Annotated in this window: 10 protein-coding genes; 3 read left to right on the forward strand and 7 right to left on the reverse strand. The window is 73.2% G+C overall.

Features of this window, described 5'->3' with window-relative positions; translation table 11 throughout:
* Window positions 1-61: 61 nt before the first annotated feature.
* The 3 genes from AB0K25_RS18725 to AB0K25_RS18735 all read right to left on the reverse strand — a co-directional run bounded on the left by AB0K25_RS18725 (window position 62) and on the right by AB0K25_RS18735 (window position 3,706).
* The gene (locus tag AB0K25_RS18725) at window positions 62-1,129 is read right to left on the reverse strand and encodes an alpha/beta hydrolase (protein WP_363821374.1); all 1,068 of its coding nucleotides are present in this window, start codon (window positions 1,127-1,129) and stop codon (window positions 62-64) included.
* Between the two features lie 11 nt (window positions 1,130-1,140).
* The gene (locus tag AB0K25_RS18730; protein WP_363821525.1) at window positions 1,141-2,361 is read right to left on the reverse strand and encodes a cytochrome P450; all 1,221 of its coding nucleotides are present in this window, start codon (window positions 2,359-2,361) and stop codon (window positions 1,141-1,143) included.
* Window positions 2,362-2,422: 61 nt separating this feature from the next.
* On the reverse strand, window positions 2,423-3,706 hold the full coding sequence (locus AB0K25_RS18735; RefSeq protein WP_219470008.1) for an SGNH/GDSL hydrolase family protein: 1,284 nt from the start codon (window positions 3,704-3,706) through the stop codon (window positions 2,423-2,425).
* A 356-nt stretch (window positions 3,707-4,062) separates the two neighbouring features.
* Between AB0K25_RS18735 and AB0K25_RS18740 the strand changes: the two genes are divergently transcribed.
* The 3 genes from AB0K25_RS18740 to AB0K25_RS18750 all read left to right on the forward strand — a co-directional run bounded on the left by AB0K25_RS18740 (window position 4,063) and on the right by AB0K25_RS18750 (window position 7,995).
* Complete coding sequence (locus AB0K25_RS18740; protein WP_219462417.1) at window positions 4,063-5,679, forward strand: AMP-binding protein; 1,617 nt, start codon at window positions 4,063-4,065, stop codon at window positions 5,677-5,679.
* A gap of 278 nt (window positions 5,680-5,957) precedes the next feature.
* Window positions 5,958-7,163, forward strand: coding sequence for an MFS transporter (locus AB0K25_RS18745; protein WP_219470013.1), 1,206 nt, complete (start codon window positions 5,958-5,960; stop codon window positions 7,161-7,163).
* Between the two features lie 148 nt (window positions 7,164-7,311).
* Entirely contained in the window at window positions 7,312-7,995 is a 684-nt protein-coding gene (locus AB0K25_RS18750; protein WP_208566500.1) for an SGNH/GDSL hydrolase family protein, read from the forward strand.
* Window positions 7,996-8,328: 333 nt separating this feature from the next.
* Here the strand turns inward: AB0K25_RS18750 and AB0K25_RS18755 are convergent, their stop codons facing one another.
* Genes AB0K25_RS18755 through AB0K25_RS18770 form a run of 4 tightly spaced genes read right to left on the reverse strand, consistent with a single transcriptional unit; the run spans window position 8,329 to window position 12,422 of the window.
* Window positions 8,329-9,687 (reverse strand): hypothetical protein, encoded by a 1,359-nt coding sequence (locus AB0K25_RS18755; protein ID WP_363821378.1) that lies wholly within the window; start codon window positions 9,685-9,687, stop codon window positions 8,329-8,331.
* Window positions 9,684-10,658: a transketolase C-terminal domain-containing protein gene (locus AB0K25_RS18760; protein WP_208566502.1), complete on the reverse strand. Its 975-nt coding sequence runs from the start codon at window positions 10,656-10,658 to the stop codon at window positions 9,684-9,686. Before AB0K25_RS18760 ends, AB0K25_RS18755 begins: the two co-directional genes overlap by 4 nt.
* A 1-nt stretch (window position 10,659) precedes the next feature.
* Window positions 10,660-11,628 carry a thiamine pyrophosphate-dependent dehydrogenase E1 component subunit alpha gene (locus tag AB0K25_RS18765; protein WP_363821381.1) on the reverse strand — a complete coding sequence of 323 codons (969 nt, stop codon included), beginning with the start codon at window positions 11,626-11,628 and terminating at the stop codon, window positions 10,660-10,662.
* On the reverse strand, window positions 11,625-12,422 hold the full coding sequence (locus tag AB0K25_RS18770; RefSeq protein ID WP_208566504.1) for a DUF3050 domain-containing protein: 798 nt from the start codon (window positions 12,420-12,422) through the stop codon (window positions 11,625-11,627). Before AB0K25_RS18770 ends, AB0K25_RS18765 begins: the two co-directional genes overlap by 4 nt.
* Window position 12,423: the final 1 nt, after the last annotated feature.

The raw sequence follows: 12,423 nt of genomic DNA on the forward strand, positions 1-12,423 counted from the left end.
AGTGCCGAGCCGACGGAATCCGACCCGGCGGTGGCCGACCCGGCGGTGCCGGGGTGCTCCGTCACCGAGCGTCCCCGACCGTGGCGGCGGCCGGGGCGTCCGCCGCCGGGGTGGGCAGCCCGAAGACCTCCCGGAGGAAGGCGGCGGCCTCGTCCTGGGCACGCCGACCGGCGTCGAAGACACCGGGCATGGCGAAGAAGCCGTGGATCATGCCGGAGTAGCGGGTGGCCCGCACCGGCACGCCGGCCTCGCGCAGCCGCTGCGCGTACCGCTCCCCCTCGTCGCACAGCGGGTCGTGTTCGGCGGTGACCACCAGGGCCGGCGGCAGGCCGGACAGGTCGTCGGCGAGCAACGGCGAGGCCAGCGGGTCGGCCGCGTCCGCCGGGTCGGCCAGGTAGTGACCCCGGTACCAGTCGACGGAGTGCCGGTTGAACAGCAGCGGGTCCTGCTCGTCGGCGGCGGCCCGGGGGTCGGCGGCGGTTGCCGGGTCGACGGCGGTTGCCGGGTCGACGGCGGTTGCCGGGTCGGTGCCCCGGCCGGGGCGCGGGCGGTCGGCCCGCTGGTCGGTGTTCGGATAGACCAGCAGCTGCCCGGCCAGCCGGGGGCCGCCCTCGGCGCGGGCCAGCAGGGTCACCGCCGCTGCCAGGTTGCCACCGGCGCTGTCCCCGCCCACGACCAGTCGCTCCGGGTCCACCCCGAGGTCGGCGGCGTGCTCGGCCAGCCAACGGGTGGCGGCGTGGCAGTCCAGCACCGCCGCCGGGAACGGGTGCTCCGGGGCCAGCCGGTACCCGGCCGTCACCACCTGGCAGGGGGTGGCGTTGGCCAGCCGGCGGCAGATCCCGTCGGCGGTCTCCACACTGCCCAGCGTCCAACCACCACCGAAGAAGTAGACCAGAGTGGGCAGCGGGCCGTCGCCGGCCGGCCGGTGCACCCGGACCCGCAGGTCCCCGGCGGGGCCGGGCACGGTCGTGTCGCGTACCTCGTGGACCGGCTCGACGTCGCCGCCGCCGGCCCGGATCGCGGCGAGGTCGGCGGCGCGGGCCTCGGCGAGGGTCTGGGTGTACAGCGGTGGGGTGCCGGCGGCGGCCCGCGCGGCCCGGTAGGCCACCACCTGGGGATCGAGGGACATGGGATCGGCTCCTATCCGCCGGTGGTGACGAAGAGCTTGTCGATGCCGCGCAGGAACAGGCTCCCGCTGTAGTCGGGCCGCTGGCTGACCGCGAGCCCGGGGAACCGGGCGAACAGCCGGGGCAGGCCGATGCGGCCCTCCAGGCGGGACACGGCCGCGCCGAGGCAGAAGTGCGGGCCGACGCCGAAAGCCAGCGACGGGGGGCCGTCGCGGCGCGGGTCGAACCGGTCCGGCTCGGGAAACCGGCGCGGGTCCCGGTTGGCCCCGGCGATGATCAGCAGCACGTTCTCGTCCCGGGCGACCGGCACGCCGCCCAGCACGGTGTCCCGGGGCGCGGCGCGGGCCAGGAAGTGCACCGGGCTCTGCAGCCGCAGCACCTCGTCCACGCAGCCCTGCGCCAGGGTCTCGTCACCCGGCAGCGCGGCCACGGTCTCCGGGTGGGCCAGCAGCACCGGCAGGCCGTTGCTGAACATGTAGACGGTGGTGACGAAGCTGGCGTTGAACAGCACGATCAGGTTGCTGATCAACTCCTCCTCGGTCAGGTCGACCTCACCGGAGTCCAGCGCCTCGACCAGCCCGGAGATCAGGTCCTCGCCCGGCTGGCGACGACGGTGCACGATCAGGTCCCGGTAGAGCGCCCGCAGCTCCTCGGCAGCCTGGTTGGCCAACGCCAGCCGCTCCGGGGTCTTGCCCGCCACGTCGAGAAACTCGTCGATCCAGTCGACCCGCTGCCGGTACCAGGCCAGCTCGCTCTCGGGCAGGCCGATGAACTCGGCCATCACCAGCGCCGGCACCGGGTAGGCGAAGTCCGCGACGAAGTCGACCTCGGAGCCGTCCGCGCCGGCGTCGGCCATCCGGTCCAGCAGGGTGTCGACCACCCGGACGATCACCGGTTCCAGCGCGCCGAGCCGGCGCGGGGTGAACGTACGGGAGAACACACCCCGCATCCGCCCGTGGTCGGGGGCGTTGACGAACATCATCGACGACTGGAAGGTCCGCAGGATCTCCTCGTCCTGCCAGCCCGGTGGGGCCTGCTTGTACCACTCCGGGTCGCGCAGCACCTGGTCGACCAGGTCGTAGCCGACGGCCACCGCGCTGACCGTACTGTGCTCCGGGCGGTTCGGGATGACGCTGATCGGCCCGTGCTCGTGCAGGGCCGCATACCACGGATAGGGGTCCTGCCGGCCGGCCTCGCTGTAGAGACCGGTCAGGATCTTGTCGACGTCCACGATGGTGCTTCCTCCCCAGGAATGACCGGGGGGCGACGGGGTCACCCCCGCCGCCCCACCGGTGTCACAGACCGAGCAGTCGAAGTGGTACGGCGTCCGCCAACGCCTGGTTGCCGGCGTCGTTCGGGTGGATGTGGTCACCGGCGTCGTACGCGGGCAGCAGCCGGCTCGGCTGGGCCGGGTCACGCAGCACCGCGTCGAAGTCGAGCAGCCCGTCGAACTCGGCCGCCCCCGGGCCCCGCAGCCAGGTGTTCACCGCCTGCCGGGTGGCGTCCTTCTCCGGCGTCCACACCCCCGGGTTGCCGTGCCCCTCGTACGGGGTGAGAGTGACGGCGAGGCTGCGCAGGCCGCGCGCCTTGGCCTGCTTGTTGATCTGCCGCAGCGAGGCGATGATCCGGTCGGCGGAGTCGTCGGACATCCAGATGTCGTTGATGCCGAGGTGGGTCACCAGGGTCTTCACGCCGGTCTGCGGGAAGACGTCCTCGTTGAGCCGGGCCAACGCGTTCGGACCCAGCTCGTAGTAGCCGGGGAAACCGCCCGCGCCGGGCTCGGTGCCCTCGTGGTTGAGCCGGTTGCCGGCCAGGCTCAGGTTGAGCACCCCCGGGGTACGCACCTCGGGACGGGCGGCGACCAGCCGCCCGGCGAGCAGCTCCGGCCAGCGCTTGTTGGCGTTGACGGTGCTGCCGTTGGCGTCCCCGATCGAGTCGCTGAGCACCACCACCGCACCGGGGTTAGCCGGACGCAGCACGTCGATGCCGGACAGGAACATCCAGCAGCAGTCCGGACGGATGGTGAAGCCGGCGCCGTCGGCGGCGGTGGTCAGGTCGTTCGCCCCGATGAAGGTGGTGACCTTGGACTGGCCGTGGAAGGTGACCGGCCCGGTGAGCACCGGGAAGTGCAGGGTGACGACCAGGTCCTCCTGCTCGGCCACCTGGTAGGTCAGCGGGTCGCTGAGCAGCTCGGCACCCTTGTTCATGGTCGCCGAGGTGGCACCGCCGAACTTCAGCTCCCGCAGGGTGCCGGGGACGATGTCCGACCGGTCGGTGACGGTGGTCTTGTCGGGACGGGCGACGGTGGCGTGCCCGACCTGCACCGCCTGCTCGCCGTAGAGGTTGCTCAGCCGGACCCGCAGCCGCTCCCCGCCCACGGTGGTGCGCACGGTCATCCGGATGCTCTGGTTGTTCAGGCCGGTGTTGGTCAGCCCGGCGGTGTTGCCACGGGTGACCGCCGCGGCCCACGTACCCGCCCACTGCGGCCGGGCGGCTGCCTCGCCGCCGGCGTCGGACGGTCCGGCGCTGGCCACCACCGCCGGGGCGCTCACGACCAGCAACACGGCCGCGGACGCTATGACCTGCCATCTCTTCGGGGTCGACATTGAACCTCCATGTTGGGCCGCCCAGGGCCGGCGCCCATTGACGGCACCGCCCGGACGATGGTCCAGAAACCTAGCGGCGACGTCTGACAGGCGTCAATCAACCCGATAGACATGATCAAAAGTCCATGATGGCCGGTCACTCGCCGTTCGGCTCTGTCCCCCGGCGACACCGTCGGCCTAGGCTCGCTAGCGGCGGCGGTGCGGTCGCCCACTTCCCGCACCCCGTCGCGGGCCGGGCTCTGAACTGCTCGGACGCCATCCCGGCCGGTCGCCACGGCGGGTCCCACCGGGCCGCCGACGACCCGCCGCATCGACCTGGGGGCTGTGCGATGACCGACGGGGCCGACCGATCCACCACCTACGTACACGACGCGCTGGAGTTGTTCGCCGGGTTCGGCGACCGGGAGGCGCTGGTCGGCGACGGCCGGCGGCTGACCTACCCGCAGGTCGCCGCCGAGGTACGCGGGCTGGCGCACGCCCTCACCCGCCACGGGGTACGCCCCGGCGCGGCGGTGCTGGTGATGCTCGGCAACGCCGTGGAGGGCCCGCTGCTCCAACTCGCCCTGCACCTGCTCGGCTGCCGGACGATGTGGATCGCCCCGGTCACCTCCCGGCGGGAGATCGACGAGTTCGTCCGGCTGGCCCGCCCCGACGTGTTCGTGCACCACGCGTACGCCCCGGACGGGCTGGGTGACCAGATCGCCGCGTCGCTGCCCGGGGTGCCGGTGCTGCGACTGGGCATCGAGCTGACCGCCACCACCCCGCCGGCGGACCCGGACCCCGCCACCACCCCGCAGGTCGGCGTGGGCCTGAGCGCCGACGACCCGTCGGTCGGCCTACCGGCCGGGGTGCCCGTGCCGGAGTCGTTCCTGCAGACCAGTGGCACCACCGGCACCCCCAAGCTGGTGCACCACCGGGAGAGCTTCTACCGGCAGGTGCTGGCGCTGGCGGCCGACTTCCGGGCCGCCGGCTTCCCCCTGCTGCGGCACCTGTCGCACTCCCCGATGTGGCTGGCCAGCGGGCAGATCACCACCCTGTTCAACCTGTTCACCGGCGGCGTGCTCTTCCTGCGCCAGCAGTGGGACCCGGCCGCCTTCATCGCCACCGTGGACGCCGAGCGGCTCACCTCCACCTTCGTCACCCCGCCGATGCTCTACGAGGTGCTCGACCATCCGGCCCTGCCCGGCGCGGACTTCTCCGCCATGTTCATGTTCAACGTGGGTGCCGGGCCGGCCGCGCCCGCCCGGCTGCGCCAGGCCATCGCCCGGTTCGGCCCGTGCCTACGCATCGTGTACGGCCTCAGCGAGGCGGTGGTGATCTGCGCCCAGCCCGGCCTGACCGAGGACCCGGCGCACCCGGAGCGGCTCGGTTCCTGCGGCCGGCCCTACGGGGACGTCACCGTGGAGATCCGCGACGCCGACGGGCAGGCGCTGCCGGCCGGCACGGACGGCGAGGTGTGGGTGCGGACGAAACTGAGCTTCCACGGCTACCACGGTCAACCCGAACTGACCGCCGAGACGCTCGTCGACGGCTGGGTACGCACCCGCGACATCGGCCACCTCGACGACGACGGGTTCCTCTACCTGGTCGACCGGTTGCAGGACCGAATCCTCACCCGCCAGCGCAGCTGGCCGATCTACTCCCGGCCGATCGAGGACGTCCTCGCCGGGCATCCGCAGGTACGCGCGGCGGCGGTGATCGGGGTGCCCGACCCGGTCGCCGGGGAGCTGCCGTACGCGTACGTGGTGCGGACGCCGGGGGCGACGGTGACCGGGGCGGAGCTGATCGACCTGGTCACCGCCGAACTGAGCGACACCTGGGCGCCGGGTGCGGTGGAGTTCGTCGACGCGCTGCCCCTGAACCGGTCGGCGAAGGTGGACAAGCGGGCGCTGCGCGAGCGGTACACCACCGGCGCTCCCGCCGATCCGGTCGGCAGCCCGTCGTGACCGCCGACGCCGACACCGGCCCCCGTACGGCCACCGACGCCGACGGCGACCCCCGTACGGCCACCGACGCCGACGGCTACCCGGCCGACGGCGACGCCGTCGGGGCTCCCGGCGGGGCGTCGGGCCTGCGGGCGGGAGCCGACCCGACCGGTCCCGGACCGGCCGCCGGTGAGGAACACACCGGAGCGGGTGGCGCCCAGGCGGGTAAGGCCGGGGCGGGCGACACCGGGTCACTCGCCGCGCCGCCGGGCCCCGAGCGGCGGGCCGCCCGGCGGGAACTGGTCACCCTGGTCGCCGCCGACCTGATCTCCAACCTGGGCAGCCGGATCTCGGTGATCGCGATCCCCTGGCTGGTGCTCACCACCACCGGCAGCCCGGCCAAGATGGGCATCGTCGCGGCGGCGGAGTTCCTGCCGTACATGCTGTCGAGTTCGTTGGCCACGCCGTGGGCGGACCGGTTCGGGGTACGACGTACCTCCATCACGGTGGACGCGGCGAGCGCGGCCGTGATCGCGGTGGTGGCGCTGGCCCCGTGGCTCGGCTTCGGGGCGCTCGTCGCCCTCGTCGCGGTGGCCGGCGGACTGCGCGGCATCGGCGACCGGGTCAAGCACGTGATGTTCCGGCCGGCCGCGCAGCGTGCCGGGGTGGAGCTGATCCGGCTCACCTCCGCCTACGACGGGCTGGCCCGCGGGGTGGCGCTGTTCGGCACGGTCATCGGCGGTCTGCTCATCGACTGGGTGGGGGTGACCCGGGCGATCTGGATCGACGCGGGCACCTTCGCGGTCTGTGCGCTGCTGGTCGGGGTGCTGGTACGCCCACCCGCCAGCGACGCGCCCGCCGCACCCCGGGAGGGCTACTTCCAGGCCCTGCGCACCGGATTCGGCTACCTGCGCACCGACCGGGTGCTGCTGACCATGCTGGTGGTGGTCTCCACGCTGAACATGTTCGCCGCCGCCAACACCGCCGTCTGGGTGCCGCTGTGGGTCCGCGACGAGTTCGGCGACCCGGCCGGGTTCGGCCTGGTGCTCGGGGTGTTCGGCGGTGGCGCGCTGCTCGGCAACGTGGTCTTCACGATGCTCGGCCCCCGGCTGCCCCGGACCCTGATCTTCGCGGCCGGGGCGGCGTTGAGCGGTGCGCCCCGGCTGCTGGTGCTGGCGCTGACCGACCACCTGGTGGTGGTGCTGGTGGTGACGTTCCTGTCCGGGATCGGCATCGCGGCGGTCAACCCGCTGCTCGGTGCGGCCCTCTACGAACGGGTGCCGGACGCGTTGCAGACCCGGGTGCTGGGGATCTCCGGCTCGCTGGCGTTCGTCGGACTGCCGGTGGGGGCGCTGCTCGGCGGCTGGTCGGTGGCGGCCCTCGGGCTGCGGCCGGCGCTGCTGGTGATGGCGGTGGTGTGCGCGGTGCTGACCGTCGCGCCGCTGGTCGCCGGGCCACTGCGGATGGGACGGTCCACCCCCGCACCACCCACCGTCAAGGCCTGACCCGGGCCCAGAGGTGTACGGCGTCGAGGGCCGATCCGGGGGCCAGGTGACCGGCGTCGACGCGAGTCGGCGCACCGGGACGACCATCAGGCGATCCGCCCGGTCGCAGTGATCGACCACGCCGGTACGGTCGGCTAGATTGCCGGCCATGTCATCGATGTTGACCGAGGCCACCGATCCGTACTGCCTGCGTGAGGGGGAGAGTGCCGCGCTGCTGCGCGACCATCCGTGGCACCGGTTCGTGGTGCTCGGCGACAGCGTCGCGGAGGGCATGTGTGAGCCGGTCGAGGGGTACCCGGACGTGCAGTGGGCCGACCGGATCGCGGCCGAACTGGCGGCGGTACGCCCCGCGTTGGCGTACCTCAACCTGGGTCGGCGCGGGCTGCGGGCGCAACAGGTCCGGGCGGGCCAGCTGGACCGGGCGCTGGCCTTCTCCCCCGACCTGGCGCTGGTGGTCTGCGGCGGCAACGACGCCTTCCGCACGGCGTTCGACCCGGACGCGGTCGACACCGAGCTGACCGCGATCGTCGGCGCGCTGCGCGACGCCGGGGCCGACGTGATCACGGTGGGCATGTTCGACGTGTCGCACAGCCCGGCGGTCCCGGCGGCGCTGCGGCCCGGCCTCGGTGCCCGGATGCGGCTGCTCTCCTCGCGTACCGGCCGGCTCGCCGACCGGCTGGGCGCGCTGCACGTGAACCTGACCGACCACCCGGCCGGCACCGACCCCTCGATGTACAGCAGCGACGGACGGCACGGCAGCGCCCGCAGCGACGCCATCGCCGCCGCCGAAACCATCCGCCGCCTCGCCACCCACCTCGGCACCCACCCCTGACACCCCACCGCCCGCCGAAGCTCAACCAGCCCGCCGGGCCTAACCAGCCCGCCGGGCCCAACCGGCCCGCCGAGGCCCGGCCTACCCGCCGGGGCCAATCGGCCCGCCGGGGTCGATCAAGAGGTTTACGTCATCCGAAGCCGCTATCCCGCCCCAAACCTCTTGATCACCGCACCCCAGCCCGGCCAGCGCCGGGTGATCAAGAGGTTTGCGTCAACATTCCGCGATCTGGTGACGCAAACCTCTTGATCACCGGGGCGGGGGGCGGAGGGGGGCAGGGCGGAGGGGGCGGGGCGGGGGCGGGGCGGAGGGCGGGGCGGGGGGCGGGGTGGGTCAGTTGGTGAGGAGGATGCCGGTGAGGAGGACGCCACGGGCCAGGTTGAGGACCTCGTCGCAGCCGGGGAAGCCGACCCGGGCCAGGGCACCCGAGCCGGTACGGCCGAACAGGTACGGGGCGATGCTGTAGGGCACCTCGGCGGTGACCGTCTCGCCGGTCTCGATCTGGACGAAGTCCATCTCCACCCGGTCGGCGGGCCAGTACCGCTGGAGGATGTCGCCGCCCCGGTCGAGGGCGGCGCGCAGGCCCTCGACCCACTCCGCGTCGCCCATCTCCCGGCCGATGAGCACCCCGTGGCCGGCCGAGCCGTCGGCCGGCTTGACGACCAGGTTCTCCCGGTCGGCAAGTGCCCGGTCCAGTTCGGCGTCGGTGAACGCCACGGTGTGCGGCACGTACCGGCGGACCAGGGCCTGGTCGTCGGCGGAGAGCAGGTCCAGGTCCTCGTAGAGCCAGGCGAAGTTGATTTTGTTGCCGAGCAGCCAGGCGGCGGTGCTGACGAACATCGGCAGGGTGCCGGCGTCGAGCGCCCCGGCCACCGCGTCCAGGCCGGCGCTCGGGGTGACCCGGTTAGGCACGAAGAGCCGGAACAGCGCGTCGACCGGTGCGCCGCCGACGACCAGCCGCTTCGCGTCGTCGAGGGTGGCCGTGCCGACCGGGGCGATCACCAGGTCGATGCCGAACCGGCGGGCCTGGTCGATCAGCGGCGAGAGGATCTTGATGAAGTCGTCCGGGGTCTCCAGGCCGGGGTAGTCGGCGTCGAAGTCGAGCAGCAGCGCCACCCGGGCCCCGTCGGGCAGGGACAGCCCGTCGCGGATCGCCACGAACCGCTGGTCCAGCAGGGAATCCGCCGGCCGCACCGGCAACCCGTCGAGGATGCCCTGCTCCTGGTAGAGCGCCGCGTACCGGCGGACCACCGTGTCGGCGTCGAAACCGCCGCCCAGGCTGCTGTCGATGTTGTACTCGACGATCCTCGGCACCCCACCGGAGATCAGCACGTCGGGCCGGTAGGCGGCGAGCAGCTCCTCGGACAGCTCCTCGGACTCGTCGAGCAGCCGCGTCGCCCCCGCGGGCACCCCGAGCAGCTCGCGCAGCTCCCCGGCGGTGCGGGCCCGCCGCCGGCAGGCGTCCAGGATGAGCTGGGCGATCCGGTCGCAGACCTCGTTCAGCTCACGGAACGCGTCCGCCGGCATGACCGGGGGCCGGGCCAGCCGCCACTGCTTGTTGTACGTCGCACAGCCGTAGAAGATCTCCCGCCAGGCGGCGGCCCCGCTGGACACCATCGCCGTACGGGCCGGCTCCGGCAGCTCGCGCCACGCCTGACCGGGCTCGGGCCAGAGGTAGTTCGGATCGGTCATGATCTGTCCTTCATGGTCAGTTGGATGGCGGCGGTGAGTTGCTCGCGGCCCGGCTGCACGGCCCGGTCGAGCACCGGCGCGAAGGGCAGCACCGCACCGTCCGGCCGGGTGACCCGGCGCGGCGGCGCGACCAGCGGCACCCGCTCCAGCACCGAGGTGATGATCTCGGCGGCGATGCCGCAGGACCGGTTGGAGTCGTCGACCACCACCAGCCGGCCGGTACGGGACACCGAGTCCAGCAGGCCGTCGAGGTCGAACGGGTAGATCGTGCGCGGGTCGAACACCTCCACCGACACCTGGTCGGCCAACTCCTCGGCGACGGCCAGCGCGTCGTGCACCAGGTGCCCGACGGCGACGACGGTGACGTCGTCGCCGGCCCGGCGGACCACCCCGCGCCCCAGCGGCACCGGGGCGAGGGTGGCGAAGTCGACGTCGTCGCGGACCTCCAGCGCGGCGGCCGGGGCGAAGACCACCACCGGGTCGTCGTGCCGGATCGCCGAGGCCAGCAGCCCGTACGCGTCGGCCGGGGTGGCCGGCACCACGGTGACGATCCCGACGTGCGCGAACAGCGAGTACGGGTGGTCGGAGTGCTGCCCCGCCCAGCCGGTACGGGAACCGGAGCCGGGCACCAGGTAGGTGACCGGCACCGAGCACTGCCCGCCGGTCATCATCGGGAACTTGTGCGCGTGGTTGACGATCTGCTCGAAGACCAGAAACAGCAGGGACGGGATCTGGAACTCCACCACCGGCCGCAGCCCGGCCAGCGCGGCCCCGGTGGCGAAACTGGTGAACGCCTGCTCCGACAGCGGGGTGTCCAGCACCCGGTCCGGTCCGAACCGCTTCAGCAGGCCCGGGGTGACGTTGGACGCGCCCACCCGGATGTCCTCGCCGAGCAGGAACACCGACTCGTCCCGGGTCATCTCGTCGGTCAGCGCCCGGGTGAGCGCCTTGCGGTAGGACAGCCGTGGCATCTCAGGAGCCTCCCCGGGCGGTCAGCCCACTGGCGTACAGGTGGTCCAACGCACCGGCCGGGTCCGGTTCGGGGCCGGCCAGGGCGAACGCGACGGCCGCGTCGAGGGTGGCCTCCACCTCGGCGTCGACCGCCTCCCGGTCGGCCGGGGACAGCCGGGCACCCTGGATGTCCACCGGGTCCCGGGACCGGCCGTCGGCCACCTCCTGCGGCGTGCGGTACGCCAGGCGTACCGCGTGTTCGAAGGTGTGGTGGGCGTCGAACCGGTAGGTGCGGGCCTCGACCAGCTCCGGCCCGCCGCCGTCGCGCATCCGCGCGACGGCGGCGGCCGTGACCTGCCGGACCGCCTCCGGGTCCTGTCCGTCGACGACGACGGCCGGGATGCCGAACGCCTCGGCCCGCCCGGTGATGGTGCCGGCGACCGCGCCGGCCACCGGCATGGTGGTGGCGTAGCCGTTGTTCTCGCAGACCAGCAGCACCGGCACCCGCCAGAGCGCGGCCAGGTTGAACGCCTCCAGCAGCATCCCCTCGTTGACCGCGCCGTCACCGAAGAAGCTCGCCCCGACCACGGGGTTGCCGCGCTGCCGGTGCGCCCACACCGCGCCGGTGAGGATCGCCGGGGACGCCCCGACGATGGCGTTGGCGCCGAGCACCCCGATGGAGAGGTCCGCGGCGTGCATCGAGCCGCCCCGGCCCCGGTTCAGTCCGGTTTCCCGGCCGCACAGTTCGGCCATCATCCGGGCCGGGTCGGCACCCTTGGCGAGCACGTGGCCGTGCCCCCGGTGGGTGCCGGTGACCAGGTCCCCCGCGTCGAGTGCGGCGCACACACCGGCGGCGACCCCCTCCTGACCGAGGTAGGGGTGGATGCCGCCGACGATGTGCCCGGAGCGGACCAGGGCGATGGCCCGCTCCTCGAACCGACGGATCAGCCGTACCGTGCGGTAGAGCCGGGCCGGGTCGGCGTCGGTCACCGGTCGCGGCCCTCCTTGACGGCGGCGAGGATGTCGTCCCAGAGCTGCGCGCGGGCGGTCAGCGCCAGGTTGACCGTGTCGGCGCACTCCTGCCACTTGGTGTCGTCGTCGCCGCACAGGTCGGCGAGCATCTGCATCGCCATCGGGGTGTGCTGCTCACCGTCGACCTCGATGTGCCGCTCCAGGTAGTCGACGAAGGTGTGCAGCCGGTTGCTGCGCTCGTTGACGGCGACGACCTGGGTGAACATGTCGGGGATCAGGTCCTCCCGGCCGAACGCGAACGCGGCGGCCTGACAGTGCACCGGGGTCGAGGAGATGATCTGCCAGGTGGTGGCGGCGAAGGCCCGCGACGGTGCGGGCACGCCCGCCTCGACCAGCGCGTCGGTGACCGACGAGCCGGCGCGCAGCAGCTCGACCAGCCGGTCGACGGCGGTGGTGTCCGCGCCCGCCTCGCCCATCCCCCGCACGTACAGCTCGAAGTGGCTGATGAAGCCCTCGCCCAGCTCGTCGCTCTCCTCCACCATGACGATGTCGTTGATCAACCGGCGGCTGCCGGTCGGTCCGGTGGGGATCCACGGCACGTCGACGCAGGTGAGTTGCCGCTGCAACGACTTCAGCAGGGACATGAAGTCCCAGACCGCGAAGACGTGGTGCTCCATGAAGGTGACCAGCGCCTCGTGGGTGTCCAGGTTGGCGTAGAGCGGGTGCTTGACCACCACGTCGCGGCGGTCGGTCACCGCCTTCTCCAGCCGCTCGATGCCCGGGTGTGTCTTGCCCCAGTCGTACCGTGACATG

The organism is Micromonospora sp. NPDC049257, from assembly GCF_040678915.1.
In the GTDB taxonomy this organism is placed as follows: Bacteria; Actinomycetota; Actinomycetes; order Mycobacteriales; family Micromonosporaceae; genus Micromonospora; species Micromonospora antibiotica.